The following is a 23859-nucleotide window of genomic DNA, read 5'->3' as shown; positions in this document are numbered from 1 at the left end:
CCCGTGGGCTGCGCCGGTGACCGTGAGGTGTTATTTCGCAGCGCTACGCTGCAGCAGGATCTCCACCGCCGGAAGCGTCTTACCTTCGAGGAACTCGAGGAAGGCGCCGCCACCGGTCGAGATATAGCCGACTTGGTCGGCAATATTGTATTTTGCGATGGCAGCCAGGGTGTCGCCGCCGCCCGCGATCGAGAAGGCTTTCGATGCGGCGATGGCCTGGGCCAGGGTCTTGGTGCCTTCGGCGAACTGGTCGAACTCGAACACGCCGACCGGACCGTTCCACACGATGGTGCCCGCCTTGGCGATCTGCTCGGCGAGCTGGGCCGCGGTTTTCGGGCCGATGTCCAGGATCATGTCGTCGTCGGCCACATCCTTGACATCCTTGACGGTCGCGGCCGCGGTCGGCGAAAACTCCTTCGCGCACACGACGTCCACCGGGATCGGCACGGTCGCGCCACGGGCGGCCATCTTGTCGATGATGGTTTTCGCCTCGCCGACGAGGTCCGCTTCCGCCAGCGACTTGCCGATGTTCAGGCCCACGGCCTTCATGAACGTGTTGGCGATGCCGCCGCCCACGATCAGGTTGTCGACCTTGTCGGCCAGGCTCTGCAGGATCGACAGCTTGGTCGACACCTTGGAGCCGGCGACGATCGCCAGCAGCGGACGCTGCGGTGCGCCCAGGGCCTTGCCCAGCGCATCCAGCTCGGCCGCCAGCAGCGGACCGGCGGCGACCACGGGCGCGAATTTCGCGATGCCGTGCGTGGTCGCTTCGGCGCGGTGCGCGGTGCCGAAGGCGTCATTCACATAGATGTCGCACAGCTTGGCCATCTTCTGCGCCAGCTCGTCCGAATTCTTCTTCTCGCCCTTGTTGACGCGGCAGTTTTCCAGCAGCACGACCTGGCCCGGCGCGACGTCGACGCCATCGACCCAGTTCTGTTTCAGTTCAACCGGCTGGCCCAGCAGCTCGGACAGGCGTTTGGCGACCGGCGCCAGGCTGTCTTCCGGCTTGAACTCGCCCTCGGTCGGACGGCCCAGGTGCGACGTGACCATCACGGCCGCACCCGCATCAAGCGCAGCGCGGATCGCGGGAACCGAAGCACGCACGCGCGTGTCTTCCGTAATGTTGCCGGCGTCGTCCTGCGGGACATTCAGGTCGGCGCGGATGAAGACGCGCTTGCCTTTCAGCGCGTCTTGGTCGATCAGGTCTTGCAAGCGGGTGAAATTGAGAACGGCCATTGTCAACAATCTTGGAATGTTTAAAAAACGCTATTTTACCTTAGCCGACCCCATGGAAAACACCAGAAACGCGCAGCACAGTAAATACCACCATGCCAATAACGATGGTCTGCAACATGTTCCGCCGCCACAGGTAGTAGGCCAGCGAGATGATACCGGCCAGGAGCTTCGGGTTCGTGACGGCCAGCTCGACCTCGCCCTGCGGCCCCAGCATGAAATCGGGCGCGACGATCGCGGCCAGCGCGCAGGCGGGCGCATAGCGCAGCATTTCCTGCACGCGCCGGGGAATCGTCACGCGGTGGCCCACCATCCACAAGGCGCTGCGGCAGCACGCGGTGGCGACACCCAGCACCACGATGACGGTCCAGATTTCCCAGTCAGCCATGGCGGACCTTGCGGCGTTCCTGCGTTTCCTCGATGGCGATGGCGGTGACCATGCCGACGAGAACCGCAAGCAGCAGCCCCAGCTTGTATGGCAGGCCATGCGCCAGCACGGACACGATGCCCGCCACGAGCACGCCGCACAGGGCCGCGCTGTTCATGACGAGCGGGACGAGGATGCACAGGATGGCGAGCGTGCCGGCAAAGCCCAGCTGCCATTCCGTCGGCACGGCGCTGCCCAGGAAGATGCCGATGAACGTGCCGACCTGCCACGCGACCCAGCTCGGATACAACAAGCCCTTCAGGAACGACAGCTTGCCCCGTTCGGGCGCCGTGCGGGGGTAGCGCTGCAGGAAGAGCGCGGTGGTCAGGTCGCCGGAGATATGGCCAAGATAAAAACGCTGCACCACCGGCAGGTGCGAGAAATGGGGGGCGAGCAGCGCGGAAAAGATGACGAACCGCAGGTTGACGACGAAGGCGGTGGCGAAGATGACGCCGATGGGGGCGCCGGTGACGATCAGCGGCAGCGATGCAAGCTGCGCCGAACCGGAATACACGATCAGCGTCATGGCGCTGGCTTGCAGCACCGTGAGGCCGCTCTTGACCATGGCGACCCCGACCACGATGCCCCATGCGCCGAGGCCGAACAGCGTGGGCAGGCCGACCTGGAAACCCTCGCGCCAGGCGACGGGGTCGTGCCCGTCGACATCGTTGCCACTCTCCATGCGCACTCCGCTCATGTCGCGTTCCTGCAACAAAAGCGGTCGACAAGCATGGCGGACAGGCTGCGTTCGGACATGAAACGAGGGCGTGAAAATGCGCGTAGATTTCCCTGTCGGAAATTCTACTCGACAGTATTAAGGTTGCTATTCTACCGGACCATTCCGGCAATCAGGTCGAATCCGTTAGAATCGTGGTTTTGGGAATGCTGTGTTTCCCTACCTATTAGCTGACGGAGAAATGAATGAACGACAAGACCATCCCGGTCGTGGAACTGGAAGCCAAGGACCTGCCGGCCTATTGCCCGAACCCTGCCATGCCGCTGTGGTCGTCGCACCCGCGCGTGTTCCTGGACTTCGATCATGACGGCAACGCAAAGTGCCCGTACTGCGGCACCCAGTACCGCCTGAAGCCGGGCACCGTGCTGGCGCATCACTGATTTCTTTCCTGTCGGGAGCTTGCCGTGAACCAAGCGGGCGCAGCAGGCTACCAGGCGCCGTGGTGGCTGCCGGGCGGTGACCTGCAGACGATTTATCCCGCCGTCTGCATCCGCAAGCCGGCCGTCGCCTACCGGCGCGAACGCTGGAACACCCCCTGCGGCCAGGATTTCATCGACGTCGACCTCGTCGACGGCGCTTCCCCTGCTTCTCCCTGCGTACTGCTGTTCCATGGCCTGGAAGGGTCGTCGGACAGCCATTACGCGCGGTCGCTGATGGCGGCCGCCAAAGCGCGCGGCTGGCATGGCGCGATCCCGCATTTTCGCGGCTGCTCGGGCGAGCCGAACCTCGCGCCCCGCTTCTACCACTCCGGCGACGCCGAAGAACTCGACTGGATCATCCGCCGTCTGCGCCCCCGCCATTCCGGGCCGTTCTACGTGGCCGGCGTCTCGCTGGGCGGCAACGCTCTGCTGCGCTGGCTCGGTGAACAGGGCCATGGCGCGGGCATCGTCGATGCCGCCGTGGCCATCTCCGCCCCGCTCGACCTGGCGGCCGGCGGCGCCGCGCTGTCGGCCGGCTTCAACCGCCTGTACACGCGCATGTTCCTGCAGACGCTGAAGCCGAAGGCATTGGCCAAGCTGGAACGCTTTCCCGGCCTGTTCGACCGCGACCGCCTGCTCGCCGCGAACGATTTATACAGTTTCGACAACGTCGTCACCGCCCCGCTGCACGGTTACCGCGACACGGACGATTACTGGCACCGCGCCAGCGCCCGCCACGTCCTGCACGACATCGTCGTGCCGACGCTCGTGCTGAATGCGCAGAACGACCCGTTCCTGCCCGGCCGGCACCTGCCGCGGACAGCTGCACACGCGGTGACCCTGGAGTATCCCGAGACGGGCGGTCACGTCGGCTTTTCCGTCGGTCCCTTCCCGGGGCGGCTCGACTGGCTGCCGCAACGCATCCTGACATTTTTCGACGATACGGCCATGCGCGCGCCCGCGCCCGCGCGGCTGTGCGAAGCTTGAACCATGGACGACATCGTAAAACAGGCAATGGCCAAGTGGCCGAACGTGCCGTACTGCTACGGCTGGCTGGCACTGGACGCGCGCGGCGCCTGGCGCATGCGCGACGAGGCGGCCCAGCGCGCGGGCACCCCTGGCGACAAGCTGACGAATGCCGCACTGGTCGGCTTCATCGCCCGCAATTATTTATCGGATGAGCGCGGCTGCTGGTATTTCCAGAACGGTCCGCAGCGCGTGTACATCAACCTCGAGACGACGCCCTTCATCGCGCGCACGGATCCGGCACAGGGCCTCGTGCTGCACACGGGGCAGACGCTGGGCGCGCCGGAAGAAGCGTTCATGACGGACGCCGGCGGCATCGTGCTGCGTGCTGGTCCGACGGTGGCCCAGTTGGACGACCGCGACGTGGCGCAATTGCTGCAGGCGTTCGAACTGGATGGGCGGCCTGCGTCGGACGACGACTTGATGGCGTGGATGGCAGGCGGCGCCGGAGAGCTGGCGCTGCGCTGGCAGGACGGGCGTATTGCGGTGGGACGGCTGCCGGCGGACGAGGTGCCGGCACGCTTCGGATTCGTGCGGCGGCCGGACTTGCTGCAAGGGCAAAAATAGATAACATGTGAACGTCGATCCCGCGAAGGCGGGAACCGAATTTTTGGGTAGGTCGCTCACGCAAAATCAGGCCCCTGCCTTCGCAGGGGCGACATGGTTTTGGGTTACCGATCCTTGTCCTTCTTCTCTTTCTTCTCGTCCTTCTGCCGCTCGTTCAGCTCGCGCTCGCGCGCATCGATCACGGCCTGGTCGTAGAACGACACATCCTTCGCCTTGCGCGCGAGATTGAGCTGGTCGACGGCCGCCGGCAACGCGCCCGACAGCACATACGATTCGGCCAGCGCCATGTGCTGCAGCGCGATCTTGCCCTGGGCCGCATACGCTTTGGCGAGCTGGTCGTACAGCTTGGGCTCTTCGCGGTATTGCTGCACCTGGTCGCGCAGGAACTGGGCCGCCTTGTCCAGCTGGCCGTCCGCGATCAGCGCGTCGGCATACTGGCGCGCCAGCATGCGCGACAGCGGGAATTTCTGGTACGCGGCTTCCGCATCCTGCACGGCCTGGTGGACGACGGCGGGCGGCTGCCCCGGCGCCAGCTTGATCTCGGTGCCGAGGGCGGCGAACATGGCGCTGCCGTCCGTGCCGCTGCGCTCGCTCGAAAACACGCCGGGACGCGGCCTGGTCGATGCCTTCGCCTTATCGAGCCAGCTCTGCGCCCCTTTCAGGTCGCCCTGCTTCAGCGCGAGGAACGACAGGCCGTACATCGCGGCCGTCTGCTGCTGCGTGTTCGGCTGGGCCAGCTGGCTGTCGAACGTGGATTTCGCTTCGTCGCGCCCCTTCTGACTTTCGTCCTGCAGCACGCGCGCGCGGGCGCGGACGAGGTGGAATTCGATGCTGTCCGGCCGGATGTGCATCACCTTCGGATTGTCGCGGATGCGCGCCTGGATGTCGGCGATGCGCTCGCCCGTCAGCGGGTGGCTGCTGAGCCAGGCAGGCGCCTCGCCATAGACGCGCGTCGTGCTCTGCAGGCGCTTGAAGAACGCCACCATGCCCGACGTGTCGTAGCCGGCCGCGCGCATCGTCTGGAAGCCGACGCGGTCGGCCTCGCGCTCGGCGTCGCGGCTGAAATTCAGCTGGCGCTGGATGGCGAGACCTTGCCCGCCCAGCATGACGCCCATCGCCGCATCGGCCCCGCCACCGGCCTTGCCGACGAGCGCCGCCAGCAGCAGCGCGGCCAGGGGCAACAGCGCATCCTGCTTCTGCTGGCCGATCATGCGCGCGATGTGGCGCTGCTGCACGTGGCCGATCTCGTGCGACAGCACGGAGGCCAGTTCCGACTCGTTCTGCGCCGAGATGATCAACTGCGAGTGCACGCCGATGAAGCCGCCGGGCAGCGCGAACGCGTTGATCATCGGATCGCGCACGGCAAAGAAGAAGAAATCGGCATTCGTCTCGCCGCGTGCGCCGGGCGCGAACGACACGAGGTTTTCGCCGAAATTGTTCAGGAACTCGATGATCGCGTCGTCGTCCAGGTAATCGGGATCACGCCGGATATCGTTCATGATCTCCTCGCCCAGCTTGCGCTCCAGGAAGGGCGACAAGTCGGCACGCGCGGTATCGCCGAGCGTCGGCAACGCGGTCGTATCGGCGCTGCCGCGCAGGACGGGGACGGTAGGGGCGGCAAACGCGCCGGCGGTGGCCACGACCAGGCCGACGGCGGCGGCGACACGGCGCCAGGGCCACCTTGGTGAAAGCTGCAACATCGCTGAAATCGGGTTAGGTTTCACGATGCTATGATAACCGCTTCCCGGCCATCGCTACTGCTGGGCCATATTTTGTTACTTCGTTCCCTCGACAACATGACAACATCCCCCCTGACCCACTTCGACGCCACCGGACAAGCCCACATGGTCGACGTCGGCGCCAAGGATGCGACCCACCGCATCGCCGTCGCCGCCGGCACCATCCGCATGCTTCCGGCCACCCTGGAACTGGTGACGTCGGGCTCGGCCAAGAAAGGCGACGTGCTGGGCGTGGCGCGCATCGCGGCCATCATGGCGGCCAAGCGAACGAGCGACCTCATCCCCCTGTGCCATCCGCTGGCCATCACGCGGGTCGCCGTCGATTTCGAGATCGACGCGGCGAACAACAGCGTGCACTGCCGGGCGCAGGTGGAGACCTACGGCAAGACCGGGGTCGAGATGGAGGCGCTCACTTCCGTGCAGGTTGGCTTGCTGACCATTTATGACATGTGCAAGGCGGCGGATCGGGGCATGGTCATGACCAATGTGCGGGTGCTGGAGAAGCATGGCGGCAAGTCGGGCGACTGGACGGCGGCGGTGTGATTAATGTGTTTAGACTCGTTGGGTTATATGCCCATCCGTAGCTGGCCACTCTTCAAGAGTCGGTCAACGACAGAAGATTCGTCCGCACGGGAACCCGTTTAATAATCGAAGAAAATTCCAGAAACCCCATTCTTGAGACTTGATTTTTCCCCTTCACTTCACTTGACAGTTACCAATGACGGCGCCAGCGGCCCGGTCGAAAATACTCGCTTCCCTCAACTTGTACCGGAGAGAAGCATGGCTACTGACGTTTATCTGAGTATCGATGGAATCAAGGGCGAGTCAGCAGACTCTGCTCACCAAGGATGGATCGAGCTGACTTCGGCACAATGGGGCGTCACACAGCCCCGTAGCGCAACCGCATCCACAGGAGGCGGCCATACTGCGGAACGCTGCGAGCACCGCACCCTCGCAATCAGTAAGCTTGCGGACCTCGCCTCCCCCGTTCTGATGCAGACCTGCTCGATGGGTAAAACGATCCCGAAGGCCAAGCTGGAGTTCATGCGCGCTGATGGCGATGGTGCCCGCGTCAAGTATTACCAGGTCGAGTTAGAAAACGTCATGATCGCCAACATGGAGCAAATGGTGCATGGGGGCGGCATTCTGCATGACGAAATCGGACTGCGCTTCTCCAAGATCAAATGGTGGTACACGCAGCAGAAAATCGGCGGGGGCGCCGGTGGATCGACCACGGGCGGCTGGGATCTGGCTTGCAACAAATGCGCCTGAGGAGGCTACCCATGCCTACCGAATGGACGACCGAAGACGACGACAAGTGCCCCGACCCGATCCGTCCTCGCCCGACGCAGGATTCGCGAGGCTTCTTCATGCTTCCACAAGCGCCTATGGACTCGGGCTACTATGTGTATGGTGATCTCTACAAAAAGCCGGCTAAGGGCGCCTATCAGTACGCTCACCCGATCATGATGACGGCCGTGCTTCGTGTGGCGCTGGAGTGGCAGTCCATCGATAAGCGACGTATCGGTATCGGCGACATCAGCCTCCCGGACGGCAGGAGAACCCCGGATCACAACTCACATATGAGCGGGCTGGAGGTTGATGTGCGGCCGCTACGCAAGGACGGTCTCGAACTTCCGGTGTTCTGGTGGGATGCGGAATATGACAAACAAGGCACAGCAAAGCTGATCGAGATGTTCAGAACATTTGCTCCAGTCGCTTTTGTATTGTTTAACGGCCCCGATATCCCGTTCGTCAAAAAGGCCACGAATCACGACCATCATTTTCATGTGAAGCTACGGGGCTGACATGCGCAAAACGATAACCTTACTTACCTTGGGCGCGACGGCAATCGCGCTGTCGCTCGCCCATGCTGCCGACCCGTCTTCCGATCCGTACCGTCTCTGGAAACCAATGCAAGGGGCAATCTACAAAGTCCATTCCGGCATCGTTTCAGATCGCACGCCGGCAACGGCGAACGATCGCAAGCTGACAGTTCTCGTCGATGGCAAGTCTGCGAAAGACATTTTCGATTCCATTGGTCCGGACCTGCCCGAAACATGTACCGGAGAATCGGGCGACCGGATGCGGGAAAAAAAAGGCCTTCATTGCAGCTACACCGCGCAGGACAAGGGAACGAAAGATGGCCCCTATCGATGCTGGATCGGTCTCGATCTTCGGACTGGGGACAGCGTCGGAACCGTGAGTTGCTAGCTACCGCTCCCACGCAACCGCGTCCCGACCCACCAGTAATTCCCCTGCGCGTCCTGCACCCCCGCCGTCCGGTCCCCATACGGCTGGTCGCGCGGCTCGGACAAGCTGGTTGCGCCATGGTCCAGCGCCCGCGCATAGACCCGGTCGACATCCTCGACATACACGTGCACCGAGGCGATCAGCTCGCCCCCCGGCCGGCATCCCATCATCACCACGGAATCCCCGATCCTGACCTCCGCGTGCCGGATCCCGCCGTCGGCGTCCGGCTGGCGCCGCAGCTCGGTCGCGCCGAACGCGTGGGCGAGGAAATCGAGCATGGCGCGCACATCCTTCACGAGCAAATACGGCGATACCGCGTTATAGCCATCCGGTTTGTATCGTTCGTCCATCTGCGTCTCCCAGTGTTCACACGAAACTGAACAATTCTGTCACAGATGTATCGTCGTGCAATACAACTGTTCATCTTTGACACAGGCCTGCCCAGCAAATAGAGCGCCACGCCATGTGGCATGGATATTGCGAATTCCTCCTTGACTGCGCGCCGCGCATTCATAACCCATCCAACGATCAAGGAGACAACCATGGCCTGGACCAAACCCGAATTCATCGACTGGCGTTTCGGTTTCGAAATCACGATGTACATCGCGAATCGCTGATGCAGCCCACGCCCGCGGCAGCGCCGCGGGCTTACCGGATCCCCGTCATGAAGATCGTCGTATTAGGCTCCGCAGCCGGAGGCGGTTTCCCGCAGTGGAACTGCAATTGCCGCAATTGCGCCGGGCTCCGTAACGGCACCGTCCGCGCGACGGCGCGCACGCAATCGTCGATCGCCGTGTCGGCCAACGGGACCGACTGGGTGCTGATCAACGCGTCGCCGGATATCCTCGCACAGATCCGCGCCACACCCGCGCTGCAGCCGGCACGCGGCCAGCGCGATACGGGCATCGCCGCCGTCATGCTGATGGATGCGCAGATCGACCATGTCACCGGCCTCCTGATGCTGCGCGAGGGGAAAGAACTGCCCCTCTATTGCACCGCACAGGTCTGGCGCGAACTCAACCAGGGGCTGCCGCTCGTGCCCGTGCTGTCGCACTATTGCGGCGTGCGCTGGCATGCGCTGCCGATCGAAGGCGGCATGCACGTGCCCGGCATCGACGGCATCCGCTTCACACCGCTGGCACTGAACAGCAAGGCGCCGCCCTATTCCGACCACCGCAACGATCCTCACCCGGGCGACAACATCGGCCTGCTGATCGAGGACACGCAAACAGGCAAATCCGTGTTCTACGCACCTGGCCTTGGCGCAATCGATCCGCAGGTGGATGCCGCGCTGCAGACAGCGGATTGCGTGCTCGTCGACGGCACGTTCTGGCGCGCGGACGAGATGATCGCCCTGGGCTTTTCCAAAAAAATGGCGGCCGACATGGGCCACCTGCCGCAATCGGGCGACGGCGGCATGATCGCCGTCCTCGACGGCATCAAGGCGCGGCGCAAAGTGCTCATCCACATCAACAACACGAATCCGATCCTGGACGAAGACTCGGCAGAGCGCGCCCTGCTCGCGCGCCACGGCATCGAGGTCGCGTTCGACGGCATGGAGATCAAGTCATGAGTACCGAAGCCTGGAGCCGCGACGAGTTCGAGGCGCAATTGCGCGCCCGAGGTGCCGGCTACCACATCCATCATCCGTTCAACGTCAACATGAACGAGGGCCTGCTGGGCCCGGACCAGATCCGCGGCTGGGTCGCCAACCGGTTTTATTACCAGGTCAATATCCCGCAAAAGGATGGCGCCATCATCGCCAACTGCCCGGACCGCGCCACGCGGCGCCGGTGGGTGCGCCGCATCCTCGACCATGACGGCTGGGGCGATAACGAAGGCGGCATCGAGGCATGGGTGCGGCTCGGCGAGGCCGTCGGGCTCACGCGCGATGCGCTGTGGTCGCACAAGCACGTCGTGCCCGGCGTGCGCTTCGCGGTCGATGCATACGTCAATTTTGCGCGCCAGGCGCCGTGGCAGGAAGCCGTCTGCTCGTCGCTGACGGAGATGTTCGCGCCGAAGATCCACAAGGACCGGCTGGCCAACTGGCCGACGCATTACGCGTGGATCGATCCCGACGGCTTGCAGTATTTCCGCAGCCGCATCTCGCTCGCCGAGCGCGACGTCGAGCACGGCCTGGAAGTGACGCTCGGCCATTTCACCACCCGCGCCCAGCAGGAGCGCGCGCTCGAGATCCTGCAGTTCAAGCTCGACATCCTGTGGTCCATGCTCGACGCCATCGAGAAGGCCTATCCCTGAGGAGCAAGCCATGCACACCGTTCCCGATCAACCCGCCCTGTCGCGCCTCTTCCGCATGCAGTGGGAAGAGGCCCAAGGCAACTACGTACTCCTGTATCCGGAAGGGATGGTCAAGCTGAGCCAGAGCGCGGCCGAGATCCTGAAGCGCTGCGATGGCGCCCGTACCGTGCCGGCCATCGTCGGCGAGCTCGAACAGGCGTTCAACTGCGGCGGCCTGCGGGACGACGTCGACGATTTCCTGCGCGTCGCCAGCGAACGCGGCTGGATCGTGTGAGCCCATCATGAATGCCCCGACCTTCCGCCCCGCCATCGCGCCGCCGCTGTGGCTGCTGGCCGAGCTGACCTATCGCTGCCCGCTGCACTGCCCGTTCTGCTACAACCCGGTCGATTCCGCCAATGACCGCACCGAACTGACGACCGAGCAATGGTTCGACGTGATGCGCCAGGCGCGCCAGCTCGGCGCCGCGCAACTCGGCTTCTCGGGCGGCGAACCGCTGCTGCGGGACGATCTCGAAGAACTGGTCGGAGAAGGCCGTCGGCTGGGGTTTTATACGAACTTGATCACGTCCGGCATCGGCCTCACCGAATCGCGCCTCGCCCGCATGAAGGAACTGGGCCTCGATCACATCCAGCTGTCGTTTCAGGATTCGACGCGCGAGCTGAACGATTTCCTGTCGAGCACGAAGACGTTCGACCTGAAGGCGCGCGTCGCCCGACTCATCAAGCAGTACGCCTATCCGATGGTGTTGAACGTCGTGCTGCACCGCTTCAATCTCGACCACGTGGAGCGGATCATCGACATGGCGCTCGAGATGGGCGTCGAGTACCTGGAACTGGCCAACACGCAGTATTACGGCTGGGCGCTCGTCAACCGCGACCAGTTGATGCCGACGCGGGAGCAGGTCGCGCATGCGGAAAGCGTCGTGAACGCATGCCGCGCGCGGATCGGCAACAAGATGCGCATCCTGTTCGTCGTGCCCGACTATTTCGAGGCGCGGCCCAAGGCGTGCATGAACGGCTGGGGCGGCGTATTCCTCGGCATCGCACCGGACGGTACCGCCCTGCCCTGCCACGCGGCCCGCACATTGCCGGGCATCGATTTTCCGAATGTGCGCGACACGCGCGTGAAGGACATCTGGTACGACAGCGACGCGTTCAACCGCTACCGCGGCGATGCCTGGATGAAGGATCCGTGCCGCACCTGCGACGACAAGGCGAAGGACTTCGGCGGCTGCCGCTGCCAGGCGTATGCGCTGACGGGCGACGCCGCCAACGCGGACCCGGTGTGCGCGAAGTCGGCGCGGCATGGCGACGTGCAGGCGATCGTCATGCATGCGCAGCGAACACAGCAAGACGCCGTGTGGCAGCCGGCGCAACCGATCGTGTTCCGAAAAAATCCCCAAAAATAGGTCTCTGCACAACAATCTTTTATTGAACAGATATCGAACGACGCAGGCACGAAAGTAAGTGTTGGAAAAACGCGCCAGATCGTACATACGGCCCCGAATTCTCACAAATTATTTCCGCACATCAATTAACATTTACCTGAACTCATCATCAGGAGATGTGCCATGTTCAAACAGATGAAGGTCGCGACCCGGCTGACCCTTGGTTTTCTTGCCGTCGTCGTGCTCGGCGCCATCGTCGCCGGCATTGCGATGTATAACATGACCCAGATGAACGAGCGCGCCAAGCGCATGTACCAGAAGGAATTGCTGGGCATTTCCTATGTGAAGGAAGCCGATCTGAACCAGGTTTCCCTCGGCCGTTCGCTGCGCAGCGCCATGCTGGCGTCGACCGACGACCAGCGCACCAGGATGCTGGCCAACGCCGACAAGTACAAGCACCAGCTGCAGGAAAACCTCGACAAGGCGCGTCCGCTGTTCCACTCGGACGAAGGCAAGCGCATCTTTGCCGAAGCCGATGCGCAACTGCGCGACTTCGACGGCATGACCGCGGATCTGGTCAAGCGCGTGAAAGCGGAGCCGCTCGAGACGAAGCACGATTCCGTCGACTACCTGTTCGGCACGATGCTGCCGAAGTCGCAAGACCTCGACGCCAAATTGGCGGAACTGGCCCATAACAAGGAAGCGATGGCCCAGGAAACCAATCTGAGCAACAAGAACGCGTATGAAAACAGCCGCGCCACGCTGCTCGTGCTGGTCGCGCTCAGCGCCCTGCTCGGCACCGGCTTCGGCATCCTGATCACCCGGAGCCTGACGCGCCAGCTGGGCGGCGAGCCCGCCTATGCAGCCGAAGTCGCAGGCCGCATCGCCGCCGGCGACCTGGGCACCGACGTGCAACTGCGCGCCGGCGACGAGACGAGCCTGCTGTTCGCGATGAAATCCATGCGCGACCGCCTGGCCCGCATCGTCAGCGAGGTGCGCCAGGGCACGGACGCCATCGCTTCCTCCTCCGCCGAAATCGCGAGCGGTAACCTGGACCTGTCGTCGCGCACGGAAGAACAGGCCAGCTCGCTCGAGGAAACGGCGTCGTCGATGGAAGAGCTGACGTCGACCGTGAAGCAGAACGCCGACAACGCGCGCCAGGCCAATGTGCTGGCGCAGACGGCGTCGACCGTCGCCGGCCAGGGCGGCGACGTCGTGGCGCAGGTCGTGCAGACGATGGGCTCGATCAACGACTCGTCGAAGAAGATCGTGGACATCATTACCGTCATCGACGGCATCGCGTTCCAGACGAACATCCTGGCGCTGAACGCCGCGGTCGAGGCCGCGCGTGCCGGCGAACAGGGCCGCGGTTTCGCGGTCGTCGCAGGCGAAGTGCGCACGCTGGCCCAGCGCTCGGCCGCCGCGGCCAAGGAAATCAAGGGCTTGATCGGCGACTCCGTCGACAAGGTCGAAATCGGCACCAGGCTCGTCGACCAGGCCGGCAGCACGATGCACGAGGTCGTCTCAAGCATCCAGCGCGTGACGGACATCATGGCCGAGATCAGCGCCGCCAGCCAGGAGCAGACCAGCGGCATCGAGCAGATCAACCAGGCGATCAGCCAGATGGACAACGTGACCCAGCAGAACGCGGGCCTCGTCGAGGAAGCCGCGGCCGCGTCGGAAGCCCTGCAGAACCAGGCGGGCAAGCTGGCGGAACTGGTCAGCGTGTTCCGTCTCGACGACCGTGTACAGGCGACTGCACCGGCCGCACCGGCCGCGCCGGCGGCGCCGGTCCGTGCCGCGAAACGTGCCGCAACGCTGGCGGCACCGCGGCCGGCACCTGTCGTCAAGCCGGCACCGGCACGCGCGCCCGCGAGGGCGCCGGCCGCTGCGGACGAGTGGGCAGAGTTCTAAGGCCCGTTCCCTGCTCCATCTTTCGCGTGGTAAATTGCTGCCTTTCACCGGCTGAGCCAACAGGCGCAGCCGTGTATTCACAAGCCACAAGCGAGAGGACAGGATGAAATTACGTATGCTGGCGCTGGCCGCCGCCCTGACGGGCGCGGCGCTCGGCGCGACGGCCGCACCGCGCGGATTCACGGTCGAAGACCTGGTGACGATGGAAAGAGTCGGCAGCCCGGCGGTGTCGCCGGACGGCGGCAAGGTCGTCTACACGGTGCGCACGACCGACATGGGCAAGAACCGCGGCCATACCGACCTCTACCTGGTCGACCTGCACGCCGCCGATCCGACGCCGCAACGCCTGACGTCGGATGCCGCCAGCAGCACGGATCCGGAATGGTCGCCGAGCGGCGACGCGATTTACTTCCTGTCGGCGCGATCGGGTTCGGGCCAGGTGTGGCGCGTGCCGGCGGCCGGCGGCGACGCGGTCCGCGTGACCGATCTGCCGCTCGACGTGGACGCCTTCCGCGTCGCGCCGACGGGCGACCGCATGCTGCTCAGCATGGCCGTATTCCGCGACTGCGCCGACCTCGCCTGCACGAAGGCGCGCGTGGACGCGAAAGAGAAGGACAAGGCCAGCGGCAAGGTCTACGACCGCCTGTTCGTGCGCCATTGGGACACGTGGTCGGACGGCCGCAATAACGTGCTGTACGCGGCGCCGCTGGATGCGGCCGGCCGCGTGAACGGCATGCCGGTCAGCCTGTCGGGCGCGCTCGACGGCGACGTGCCGTCGAAACCCTTCGGCGACCGCGAGGAATTCCGCTTCAGCCCGGACGGCAAGACCGTCGTGTTCTCGGTGCGCATCGCGGGCAAGACCGAGGCGTGGTCGACGAACTTCGACGTGTACACCGTCCCCGCCACGGGCGGCACGCCGCGCAACCTGACTGCCGACAATAATGCCTGGGATACGAAAGCGGTGTTTTCGCCGGACGGCCGCACCCTCGCCTACCTGGCCATGGCCCGCCCCGGCTTCGAGGCGGACCGCTACCACATCGTGCTGCTCGATCTCGCCACCGGCAAGAAGCGCAACGTGGCCGACAGCTGGGACCGCTCGCCGGGCAGCATCCAGTGGACGGCCGACGGCAAGACGCTCATCGCGGACGCCGAGGACATCGGCCAGCACCGCCTGTTCGCCATCGACGTGGCCAGCGGCAAAGTGTCGCCGCTGACCGACAAAGGTTCCATCGGCGGCTTCGACGTGCGCGGCAATACCGTCGCTTTCACGCAAACGAACCTCGCGTCGGGCGCGCAATTGTTCGGCATGCAGATGGGCACGAACAAGGCGAAGCAACTGACCCACGTGAACGAAGCCAAACTGGCCGACGTGCGCTGGGGCGACTATGAACAGTTTTCGTTCAAGGGCGCGAACGGCGACACCGTCCATGGTTACGTGATGAAGCCGTGGAATTACGAGCCGGGCAAGAAATATCCGATCGCCTTCCTCGTGCACGGCGGCCCCCAGGGCAGCTTCGGCAACGGGTGGAGCTACCGCTGGAACCCGCAGGTGTACGCGGGCGCGGGCTACGCGACCGTGTTCATCGATTTCCACGGCTCGACCGGCTACGGCCAGAAATTCACGGACGCCATCAGCGGCGACTGGGGCGGCAAGCCGCTCGAGGACCTCAAGAAAGGCCTGGCCGCGGCAACGGCGAAGTACGCCTGGCTGGACCGTTCGCACGCGTGCGCGCTGGGCGCGTCGTATGGCGGCTACATGATGAACTGGATCGAAGGTAACTGGTCCGACGGATTCAAGTGCATCGTCAACCACGACGGCGTGTTCGACACCCGCGGCATGGCGTATTCCACCGAAGAACAATGGTTCACCGATTGGGAAAACGGCGGTCCGTACTTCGCCGTGCCGGACAAGCACGAGCGCTTCAACCCGGTGCTGCACGTGAACAAGTGGAAGACGCCGATGCTCGTCGTGCAGGGCGACCTCGACTTCCGCATCCCGACGACCCAGGGCCTGTCCACGTTCACGGCGCTGCAGCGCCGGGGCATCGACAGCAAGCTGCTCGTGTTCCCGGACGAGAACCACTGGGTACTGAAGCCGGCCAACTCCGTGCTGTGGCATCACACCGTGATCGGCTGGCTGGACCAGCACCTGAAGCAGTAAATCCGCGCAGTGTTCTTGCCTGGATGACGAAAAACGCCTGTACGTACAGGCGTTTTTTTCGTTTCCAAAGAATTGCCCCAGTGCTACTATTGGTCGCTTACGAGATGGAACATCATGAACGACCCGCAAGCGGACCGCGAACTCAAACCCCAGGAATTCGAATTCGAATCGATGAACCTGCAGGTCGGCGTACGCCTGCAATTCATCACGCACCGGCGCCTGAAACCCGTGCAGCACTTCTCCACGCTGATCGGCTGGTTGAAGGACGAATACCTGATCGTCAAGATCCCGATGGACAACGGCGCGCCGATTCCCCTGGTCGAGGGCGAGCGCGTGACGATGCGGGTATTCTCGGGCATCCACGTGTGCTCGTTCGCATGTACGGTCGAGCGCGTGTTCGGCCGGCCGTTGTTGTATGCCCACATCTCTTTCCCGCGCACGATCCAGGGGACGAGCCTGCGGACGGCGATGCGGGTCAAGGTCGACATCCCCGCCAAGGTCATCCCGAAAAACGCGACCGTCCCCGGTGCCGACTGCCTGCTGACGAACCTGAGCGTGAACGGCGCCCGCATCGAATCGAAGAAGAGCCTGCCCCAGGACGAGGACGAAATCGACCTGGAATTCGCCCTGCTGGCCCCGCCCAACAACCAGGAAATCCGCGTCCGTACGCGCGCGGCGGTGCGCAACATCAGTGCCTTGTCGGGCGGGTCGGAACAGGCCGAGGGGTTTGCATACGGCGTCCAGTTCGTCAGCCTCGACCCCGTGCACTACACGTTGTTGCAGAACCTGACATACGAGGCGTTGCTGGCGGATCGCCAGAAGATCGTCTGATCAGAAGTAGCCGGCCTTCCACAGGCGGGGCCATTGCGAGCCCGTGTTGACCGCCTGCTGCGCCGGCGTCGGATCCTCGCTGCGCAGCCTGGCGCCCGCGTCCGGCCCTGCGCCGGCGACTACCCCCGCCATTGCCGCGACGATGCACACCGCACCTACGCCATAGCGGACGCCGCCCGGTACGGCGGTTGGCGCCGGGCCGGCGATCCGGTGCCAGCCGATGGCGCACCCGAGATACAACGCGACAGCGAGCTGGCTCTGCGGCATCACGAAAATGCCGGACACGAGCCCGTCGACGAGGATCGCCACGGCACCCGTGAGCAGCGCGGCGAAAACGGCCTGGTTGGCGCCGTCGTCGCCGCGGACGCGCGCGCCGGATCGCAGCAAGGCGCGCAGCCCGTACGCGAGCGCGGCAAGCAGGCACGCAAGGGCGGGCAATCCCCATTCGGCGGCTACCTGGAACAGCCAGTCGTGCGGATGGGCACCGATGTGCAGATAACCGGCATGGTGTGCGAAATGCATTGGTCCGACGCCAAGCCACGGATGCTGTTCAATCAGCGCGGCGGCAAGCCGCCACAGCAGCATGCGGCCGGACGCCGGATCGGCGGCCGTGCGTTGGAACGTAGACGAAAACGAGCTCATGCCGGCGGCGCCCAGCAACGCCGGCACGACGGTCAGGAAGAAGAAGTACGCGACCAGGCCCAAAGCGGCCGTCATGGCAACGTGGCGCAGATAGGGTACGGCCCGCCGCCGCGCCAGCACGGCGGCGACGGCGCAACCGGCCATCATGCCCACCAGCGTGCCGCGGCCCGCCGTGGCATACAACGCCATCCACCAGTACGCCGCCACCGCCGTCCACAGCCAGCCCACCCTGGACGCACGCGGCGTCAGGCAGCACAGCAGGATCAGCAGCGGCAACGTCGAGGTCTGTGTATGGTTGAAAAAGCGGATGTTGCTGAAGTTGGTCGTGAAATCGTCCCGGGCCAGCGGGATACCGAGGCTGAGGCCACCGACATACGCGACGATGAACAGGAAGGTATAGAACGCGCACATGCCGCCCAGGCAGCGGAGGACCAGCAGGAGGGCCGGTGGTCCGTTGCGCGCGATCTCGGCCGCGACCATGGCGGCCAGCACGTACAGCAGAAACAGGTTGGCAACCTCGAAGGCGGCGAAGCGCGGCGAGAAGGCGGCTGCGGTGCTCAGGATACCGAGGGCGAAGAACGCGGCCAGCGCCATGCCGGGGCGCCCGGAAAACAGGCCGGAGAGGGTCTCGCGCTCGACGAGGGCGATGCTGCCGCCCAGCAGCACGGTGCCGATCTGGACGAGGCGCTGGTGATCGTGGCCGGCCACCACCATGAAATTGGCCAACAGGGCCAGGCACAGCAGCGTCATGAAGCGCATCCGCAACAGCGCCGATGGATGGGTTCCCGTCGTAAGCACGCTAGACCTCGTTCGATCCGGTAATAAAAAAGCCGCCCAGCTTACACTGGGCGGCTCCTTGACGCTATGTCCGTTGAGTCAGGACAGATTAGCTGCCGGTGCAGGACGTGCCTGCGATCTTCGGAATGTCAGTCGCGTCCAGAGTCGATTTGCACGACCATGCGCCGTCGTCGCCACGGGTCAGGGTGATGATCTTGTCCTTGACGGTAACCGGGCCGCCCTGGATCTTGCAGAGCAGGGTCGTGCCCGTCGCGTCGAACTCACAGTTGGAGGTCGGCGTCGCTTTGGCCGCGAGGCCAACTTGTTCCGGAGCGGAAATGGTTGCGCCTTCGTTCAGTTTCACGTCGAAACCGGTCTTGCCCGCGGACACTTCAGCCAGCGCAGCCGTGAACTTCGACTTGGCAACATAATTCTGGTAAGCCGGGATAGCCACGGCGGCCAGGATACCGATAATCGCGACAACGATCATCAGTTCGATCAGGGTGAAGCCGGCTTGGGCTTTCTTGACGATTTTCGGTGCTTTCATGATGTCTCTCCAGGTGGGGGCACTGCAAAATTAAGGGGTACTGCGTATCTGGTTACTGCTTGCTTCTGCCCTTTACACTATGCAATGGGCGTGCCAGGCCGTTTCCGTACAGAATCGTTAGCACAGTGCCATCGAATTGTGCGTTTTCGCGTATTTTTTGCATTGCCACATGACAATTTTTGTCACTCGGACATGGCGAGAATTGTCACCCCGACCGTTTTTGTTGAGTTACGACAAAAATTGTCAGCACAAAAAAAACGGGACGCCGAAGCGTCCCGTTTCATCGGATCCGAAACCGCAGGATTACAGCATCGCCTTCAGCAGACGAGCCATTTCCGACGGGTTCTTGGTGACCTTGATGCCGCAGGCTTCCATGATTTCCAGCTTGGCGTCGGCGGTATCCGCACCGCCCGAGATCAGCGCGCCGGCGTGGCCCATGCGCTTGCCCGGCGGCGCGGTGACGCCGGCGATGAAGCCGACGACCGGCTTCTTCATGTTGTCCTTGATCCAGTACGAAGCATTGGCTTCGTCCGGGCCGCCGATCTCGCCGATCATGATGACGGCGTCCGTGTCCGGATCGTCGTTAAACATCTTCATCACGTCGATGTGCTTCAGACCGTTGATCGGGTCGCCACCGATGCCGACTGCCGACGACTGGCCCAGGCCCAGTGCGGTCAGCTGGCCGACGGCTTCATACGTCAGCGTGCCCGAACGGGACACGACGCCGATACGGCCTTTCTTGTGGATGTGACCCGGCATGATGCCGATCTTGATCTCGTCCGGGGTGATCAGACCCGGGCAGTTCGGGCCCAGCAGCAGGGTCTTCGAACCGGCCTTGGCCATGCGGTCCTTGACTTCCATCATGTCGCGGACGGGGATGCCTTCGGTGATACAGATTGCCAGGTCCAGCTCGGCTTCCACGGCTTCCCAGATGGCGGCGGCGGCGCCTGCCGGCGGAACGTAGATCACCGACACGGTCGCGCCGGTGTTCTGCTTGGCTTCCTTGACGCTCGCGAAGATGGGGATACCCTCGAAGTCCTCACCGGCTTTCTTCGGGTTCACGCCTGCGACGAAGGCTTCACGGCCGTTCGCGTAGTCGCGGCACATGCGGGTGTGGAATTGGCCGGTCTTGCCGGTGATACCTTGGGTGATGACTTTGGTGTCTTTGTTAATCAGAATCGACATGTTATTTCCTTTGCGAATTAGGCTTGGCCAGCTGCAGCGGCAACGACCTGCTTCGCTGCGTCTTCCATGGTGTCGGCCGAGATGATCGGCAGGCCGGAGTCGGCCAGCATCTTCTTGCCCAGATCTTCGTTGGTGCCCTTCATGCGGACGACCAGCGGCACTTGCAGCGACACGGCCTTCGATGCGGTGATCACGCCTTCGGCGATCACGTCGCAGCGCATGATGCCGCCGAAGATGTTGACCAGGATGGCTTTCAGGCCCGGGTTCTTCAGCATGATCTTGAAGGCTTCGGTGACCTTCTCGGCGGTTGCGCCGCCGCCGACGTCCAGGAAGTTGGCCGGCTCGCCGCCGAACAGCTTGATGGTGTCCATGGTGGCCATGGCCAGACCGGCGCCGTTCACCAGGCAGCCGATGTTACCGTCCAGCGAGATGTACGCCAGGTCGAATTTCGATGCTTCGACTTCGGCCGGATCTTCTTCGTCCAGGTCGCGGTAGGCGACGATTTCCGGGTGACGGAACAGGGCGTTCGAGTCGAAATTGAACTTGGCGTCCAGGGCGATCACTTTACCGTCGCCGGTCAGGATCAGCGGGTTGATTTCAGCCAGCGATGCGTCGGTTTCCCAGTACGCTTTGTACAGGCCTTGCAGGTTTGCGCGCGCAGCGGCGATCGAACCTTCCGGCACGCCGATCTTGCGGGCGATGTCGTCGGCATCCGCATCGGTCAGGCCGACGCTCGGCTCGATCACGACGTTGTGGATCTTTTCCGGGTTGCTGTGTGCAACTTCTTCGATGTCCATGCCGCCTTCCGACGAGGCCATCAGCACGACTTTCTGGGTGACGCGGTCGGTGACCAGCGACACGTACAGTTCTTTCTTGATGTCGGCGCCTTCTTCGATCAGCAGGCGGCGGACTTTCTGGCCTTCCGGACCGGTCTGGTGGGTCACCAGCTGCATGCCCAGGATCTGGTTCGCGTATTCGCGCACTTGTTCCAGCGACTTGGCAACTTTCACGCCGCCGCCTTTACCACGGCCGCCAGCATGGATCTGGGCCTTGACCACCCAGACCGGTCCGCCCAGCTCTTCAGCGGCTTTGACAGCCTCGTCGACCGACAGGCATGGAATGCCGCGCGGAACGGTCACTCCGAATTTTCGGAGGATCTCTTTGCCCTGATACTCATGGATTTTCATGCTGGCTTCCCTTCTTCTGTTACTGATGTAGTTTAGAAATGCGGTTGAAAAATAAAGCGACAAATCCGGAGTCTACTCCGGACAACACTACCCCGGCACCGCCTTGAGCGACCAGCGCGGGTAATACGTTTCGACGGCGGGGCCGTCGAGGCGCAGCGCGTGGCAGCGGTCCAGTTCGTAAGGCCGTCCGGCCGAAGCATCGGCCGTGCGGTTGGCCATCGCGTCATCGGCGAAGGCCTGGATTGCCGCGGTGGGCAGGACTTGCGCGAGTTCGGTCAGGTGGGTGCAGCCGAGTACCCCGGACAGGCGGTCCTTCAGATGCAATCGGAAATGTTTCAGCAGCGACAAGCCGATGAGTTTTTTATACGCAGGGGCGATGGTGTCGCAGAAACCGGGATAGGGTACGGCATCGGACGCGGCTTCGGCGTCGACGATGTTCATGTCGCGGTCGATAGTCACCCGCAATTTGAGTTCGTGCACCGGCAGGCCGGCCGGACGGGCGCCGGAAGGCAGGGCAATGTCATGCGTCTTGGTGTCGCGGATGCACGCGTCGAGGTCCCACAGGCCATCGTCGCGCGCGAACGCTTCGACGCTAATGGCGCGCGTGTGCCTTGGCTTACGCGGAGCGGGAGGAGACAGGGGCATAAACACCAATGCCGGAATGCGGCGAAAAAATTTGCAGCCGTTGTGCCTGATGCACGTTGCCGCAGCTTCTACGGCAACAACCGCTCTTGCGGCGCTGCTTAAACCATGAAAGTTTAGCACAGGGTAACGGGCTGTGCACCGTCTCCCCGGTTACAGAAGGGTTTTTGCAGGGAAGATAAGGGGAGATGTTGCGAAGTTGTGATGCCGAAAGCGCAAGCTTGCCGTCATAAACGGAACGACAGTCCGTTATTCACAACGATGAGATCAGAGGTCGTCGTCGTCGTGGCCGCCCTTCAGCGCGGCACGCACCGCACTCTGGGAAAAGCCGCGTTGCAACAGGAAGCGCATCTGTTTGCTGCGTTCTTCGGCATCCTGTGGAACCGTGCCGAACTTGCGGCGCCAGACTTCACGCGCCCGTGCCGTTTCGGATTCCTTCAGTTCAGACTTGAGTTCGTCGAATGCTTCGCCGTTGACGCCATGCTGCTGGAGTTCGGCGAGCACCCGGGCGTTACCGTAGCGTCCGGCTCGCCGGTGAACCAGCGATTCGGCAAACCGCTCCTGCGACAGCCAGTTGTTCTTTTCGAGGAAATCGAGGAGGGCTTCGACGTCGTCGCCCTCCTCCGCATAGCGGGACAATTTGCGCGCCAGCTCGAGCCGGCTGTGCTCGCGCGTCGACAGATACTTCAACGCGCGAGCCTTGAGGCTCAGCTGCTGGCGCGGCATCAGGACGATTACTCGTCGTCGCCGATGGCTGCCGGCTCGACCGCAGCACTGCCGGCCGGGGCCGGCGGCAGTTCGCGCACGCCGAGGGCGGCGCGGACCTTGTTCTCGATTTCGCGTGCCAGTGCCGGACGCTCCCTCAAGAAGATACGGGCATTGTCCTTGCCCTGGCCGATACGCTCGCCACCGTAGCTGTACCACGAACCCGACTTCTCGACGATCTTGTTGTCCACGCCCAGGTCGATGATCTCGCCTTCGCGCGACGTGCCTTCGCCGTACAGGATGTCGAAGTGCGCTTCCTTGAACGGGGGCGCGATCTTGTTCTTGACAACCTTGACCTTGGTTTCGTTACCGATCACCTCGTCGCCGGTCTTGATCGAGCCGGTACGGCGGATGTCCAGGCGCACGGAGGCGTAGAACTTCAGCGCGTTACCGCCGGTCGTCGTTTCCGGGCTGCCGAACATGACGCCGATCTTCATACGGATCTGGTTAATGAAGATCACCAGGGTGTTCGTACGGTTGATCGATGCGGTCAGCTTGCGCAGCGCCTGCGACATCAGGCGGGCCTGCAGGCCCGGCAGGGAGTCGCCCATGTCGCCTTCGATCTCGGCGCGCGGCGTCAGCGCCGCCACCGAGTCGATGACCACCATGTCGACACTGCCCGAACGCACGAGGGCGTCCGTGATTTCCAGTGCCTGTTCGCCCGTGTCCGGCTGCGAGATCAGCAGCTCGTCCAGCTTGATGCCCAGCTTTTGCGCATAGGTCACGTCCAGCGCGTGCTCGGCGTCGATGAACGCGCAGGTGCCACCCAGCTTCTGCATCTGGGCGATGGTCTGCAGGGTCAGGGTCGTCTTGCCCGACGATTCCGGACCGTAGATCTCGACGATACGGCCGCGCGGCAGGCCGCCGACGCCGAGTGCGATGTCCAGGCCCAGCGAGCCGGTCGAGACGGTCTGCACTTCCTCGACGGGCGCATTGGTATCCATGCGCATCACCGAGCCTTTACCGAATTGCTTTTCGATCTGCGCGAGGGCTGCTGCCAGCGCCTTGCCCTTCTCGGCTGCATTTACTGCGGATTTTTTGTCGTCCATAACTTTCTTTCTGTCCTAGAGTGAACCAAGGTGTGGGCCGCTCGCGCGATTTCAATAGGAAGTACTGTATAAAATCCCAGTGGTTTTGGCAAGCGATATTTACCATCGCCAG

The 23859-nt window shown here is 63.5% G+C and carries 27 protein-coding genes; 15 read left to right on the top strand and 12 right to left on the bottom strand.

Going from position 1 to position 23859, the window contains the following annotated elements; translation table 11 throughout:
- Nucleotides 1-30 precede the first annotated feature (30 nt).
- Genes ACEN9H_RS01205 through ACEN9H_RS01195 form a run of 3 tightly spaced genes read right to left on the bottom strand, consistent with a single transcriptional unit; the run spans nt 31 to nt 2357 of the window.
- Nucleotides 31-1236, bottom strand: a complete 1206-nt coding sequence (locus ACEN9H_RS01205; protein WP_413381757.1) for a phosphoglycerate kinase — start codon at nt 1234-1236, stop codon at nt 31-33.
- Nucleotides 1237-1276: 40 nt separating this feature from the next.
- Nucleotides 1277-1621 carry an AzlD domain-containing protein gene (locus tag ACEN9H_RS01200; RefSeq protein WP_056124661.1) on the bottom strand — a complete coding sequence of 115 codons (345 nt, stop codon included), beginning with the start codon at nt 1619-1621 and terminating at the stop codon, nt 1277-1279.
- A complete protein-coding gene (locus ACEN9H_RS01195) occupies nt 1614-2357 on the bottom strand; it encodes an AzlC family ABC transporter permease (RefSeq protein WP_413673500.1) in 744 nt (247 codons plus the stop codon). Before ACEN9H_RS01195 ends, ACEN9H_RS01200 begins: the two co-directional genes overlap by 8 nt.
- A gap of 224 nt (nt 2358-2581) precedes the next feature.
- Here ACEN9H_RS01195 and ACEN9H_RS01190 point away from each other — a divergent pair, with 224 nt between their 5' ends.
- From ACEN9H_RS01190 to ACEN9H_RS01180, 3 genes are read left to right on the top strand one after another with little or no spacing between them, the layout of a single operon-like run.
- Nucleotides 2582-2776 (top strand): zinc-finger domain-containing protein, encoded by a 195-nt coding sequence (locus ACEN9H_RS01190; protein WP_036236204.1) that lies wholly within the window; start codon nt 2582-2584, stop codon nt 2774-2776.
- 24 nt (nt 2777-2800) lie between these two features.
- Nucleotides 2801-3802, top strand: a complete 1002-nt coding sequence (locus ACEN9H_RS01185; protein ID WP_413673499.1) for a YheT family hydrolase — start codon at nt 2801-2803, stop codon at nt 3800-3802.
- Nucleotides 3803-3805: 3 nt separating this feature from the next.
- Nucleotides 3806-4408: a DUF2946 family protein gene (locus tag ACEN9H_RS01180; RefSeq protein ID WP_413673498.1), complete on the top strand. Its 603-nt coding sequence runs from the start codon at nt 3806-3808 to the stop codon at nt 4406-4408.
- A 104-nt stretch (nt 4409-4512) separates the two neighbouring features.
- Here the strand turns inward: ACEN9H_RS01180 and ACEN9H_RS01175 are convergent, their stop codons facing one another.
- Entirely contained in the window at nt 4513-6108 is a 1596-nt protein-coding gene (locus tag ACEN9H_RS01175; protein WP_413673497.1) for a M48 family metalloprotease, read from the bottom strand.
- Between the two features lie 96 nt (nt 6109-6204).
- Here ACEN9H_RS01175 and moaC point away from each other — a divergent pair, with 96 nt between their 5' ends.
- From moaC to ACEN9H_RS01155, 4 genes are all read left to right on the top strand, one after another.
- Nucleotides 6205-6690, top strand: coding sequence for a cyclic pyranopterin monophosphate synthase MoaC (gene moaC, locus ACEN9H_RS01170; RefSeq protein WP_056124673.1), 486 nt, complete (start codon nt 6205-6207; stop codon nt 6688-6690).
- Nucleotides 6691-6927: 237 nt separating this feature from the next.
- The gene (locus ACEN9H_RS01165; protein ID WP_413673496.1) at nt 6928-7419 is read left to right on the top strand and encodes an Hcp family type VI secretion system effector; all 492 of its coding nucleotides are present in this window, start codon (nt 6928-6930) and stop codon (nt 7417-7419) included.
- An 11-nt stretch (nt 7420-7430) separates the two neighbouring features.
- Entirely contained in the window at nt 7431-7955 is a 525-nt protein-coding gene (locus ACEN9H_RS01160) for a penicillin-insensitive murein endopeptidase (RefSeq protein ID WP_413673495.1), read from the top strand.
- Nucleotide 7956: 1 nt separating this feature from the next.
- The gene (locus ACEN9H_RS01155) at nt 7957-8361 is read left to right on the top strand and encodes a hypothetical protein (protein ID WP_413673494.1); all 405 of its coding nucleotides are present in this window, start codon (nt 7957-7959) and stop codon (nt 8359-8361) included.
- Here ACEN9H_RS01155 and ACEN9H_RS01150 read toward each other — a convergent pair.
- On the bottom strand, nt 8358-8750 hold the full coding sequence (locus ACEN9H_RS01150; RefSeq protein ID WP_413673493.1) for a VOC family protein: 393 nt from the start codon (nt 8748-8750) through the stop codon (nt 8358-8360). The genes ACEN9H_RS01155 and ACEN9H_RS01150 overlap by 4 nt on opposite strands.
- A 192-nt stretch (nt 8751-8942) precedes the next feature.
- Here ACEN9H_RS01150 and pqqA point away from each other — a divergent pair, with 192 nt between their 5' ends.
- The 8 genes from pqqA (at nt 8943) to ACEN9H_RS01110 (ending at nt 16953) form a co-directional block, all read left to right on the top strand.
- Nucleotides 8943-9017, top strand: a complete 75-nt coding sequence (gene pqqA / locus ACEN9H_RS01145) for a pyrroloquinoline quinone precursor peptide PqqA (RefSeq protein WP_081984033.1) — start codon at nt 8943-8945, stop codon at nt 9015-9017.
- A gap of 47 nt (nt 9018-9064) precedes the next feature.
- Nucleotides 9065-9973, top strand: coding sequence for a pyrroloquinoline quinone biosynthesis protein PqqB (gene pqqB / locus ACEN9H_RS01140; protein WP_056124687.1), 909 nt, complete (start codon nt 9065-9067; stop codon nt 9971-9973).
- Nucleotides 9970-10659, top strand: a complete 690-nt coding sequence (gene pqqC / locus ACEN9H_RS01135) for a pyrroloquinoline-quinone synthase PqqC (protein ID WP_371767250.1) — start codon at nt 9970-9972, stop codon at nt 10657-10659. Before pqqB ends, pqqC begins: the two co-directional genes overlap by 4 nt.
- Before the next feature lie 10 nt (nt 10660-10669).
- A complete protein-coding gene (pqqD, locus tag ACEN9H_RS01130; RefSeq protein ID WP_056124691.1) occupies nt 10670-10933 on the top strand; it encodes a pyrroloquinoline quinone biosynthesis peptide chaperone PqqD in 264 nt (87 codons plus the stop codon).
- Nucleotides 10934-10940: 7 nt separating this feature from the next.
- Nucleotides 10941-12068, top strand: coding sequence for a pyrroloquinoline quinone biosynthesis protein PqqE (pqqE, locus tag ACEN9H_RS01125; RefSeq protein WP_413673492.1), 1128 nt, complete (start codon nt 10941-10943; stop codon nt 12066-12068).
- 162 nt (nt 12069-12230) lie between these two features.
- A complete protein-coding gene (locus tag ACEN9H_RS01120) occupies nt 12231-13961 on the top strand; it encodes a methyl-accepting chemotaxis protein (RefSeq protein WP_413673491.1) in 1731 nt (576 codons plus the stop codon).
- Between the two features lie 115 nt (nt 13962-14076).
- Nucleotides 14077-16122, top strand: a complete 2046-nt coding sequence (locus tag ACEN9H_RS01115) for a prolyl oligopeptidase family serine peptidase (protein ID WP_413675542.1) — start codon at nt 14077-14079, stop codon at nt 16120-16122.
- Between the two features lie 114 nt (nt 16123-16236).
- Nucleotides 16237-16953, top strand: a complete 717-nt coding sequence (locus ACEN9H_RS01110) for a flagellar brake protein (protein ID WP_413673490.1) — start codon at nt 16237-16239, stop codon at nt 16951-16953.
- Here the strand turns inward: ACEN9H_RS01110 and ACEN9H_RS01105 are convergent, their stop codons facing one another.
- The 7 genes from ACEN9H_RS01105 to recA all read right to left on the bottom strand — a co-directional run bounded on the left by ACEN9H_RS01105 (nt 16954) and on the right by recA (nt 23747).
- On the bottom strand, nt 16954-18393 hold the full coding sequence (locus ACEN9H_RS01105) for an O-antigen ligase family protein (RefSeq protein ID WP_413673489.1): 1440 nt from the start codon (nt 18391-18393) through the stop codon (nt 16954-16956). It lies immediately after the preceding gene.
- An 88-nt stretch (nt 18394-18481) separates the two neighbouring features.
- Nucleotides 18482-18919 (bottom strand): pilin, encoded by a 438-nt coding sequence (locus tag ACEN9H_RS01100; RefSeq protein ID WP_413673488.1) that lies wholly within the window; start codon nt 18917-18919, stop codon nt 18482-18484.
- Nucleotides 18920-19222: 303 nt separating this feature from the next.
- Entirely contained in the window at nt 19223-20104 is an 882-nt protein-coding gene (sucD, locus tag ACEN9H_RS01095) for a succinate--CoA ligase subunit alpha (protein ID WP_056124704.1), read from the bottom strand.
- 17 nt (nt 20105-20121) lie between these two features.
- Nucleotides 20122-21291, bottom strand: coding sequence for an ADP-forming succinate--CoA ligase subunit beta (gene sucC, locus ACEN9H_RS01090; protein WP_056124707.1), 1170 nt, complete (start codon nt 21289-21291; stop codon nt 20122-20124).
- Between the two features lie 87 nt (nt 21292-21378).
- Nucleotides 21379-21936, bottom strand: coding sequence for a DUF2889 domain-containing protein (locus tag ACEN9H_RS01085; RefSeq protein WP_413673487.1), 558 nt, complete (start codon nt 21934-21936; stop codon nt 21379-21381).
- A 264-nt stretch (nt 21937-22200) separates the two neighbouring features.
- The gene (recX, locus tag ACEN9H_RS01080; RefSeq protein ID WP_056124713.1) at nt 22201-22659 is read right to left on the bottom strand and encodes a recombination regulator RecX; all 459 of its coding nucleotides are present in this window, start codon (nt 22657-22659) and stop codon (nt 22201-22203) included.
- An 8-nt stretch (nt 22660-22667) separates the two neighbouring features.
- Nucleotides 22668-23747 carry a recombinase RecA gene (gene recA, locus ACEN9H_RS01075; RefSeq protein WP_413673486.1) on the bottom strand — a complete coding sequence of 360 codons (1080 nt, stop codon included), beginning with the start codon at nt 23745-23747 and terminating at the stop codon, nt 22668-22670.
- Nucleotides 23748-23859 lie beyond the last annotated feature (112 nt).

Origin of the sequence: Massilia cellulosiltytica (assembly GCF_047325105.1) — a bacterium.
In the GTDB taxonomy this organism is placed as follows: Bacteria; Pseudomonadota; Gammaproteobacteria; order Burkholderiales; family Burkholderiaceae_D; genus Telluria; species Telluria orientalis.
The sequence above is the reverse complement of the archived record's forward strand: the minus strand, read 5'-3'. Positions and strand labels throughout refer to the sequence as shown.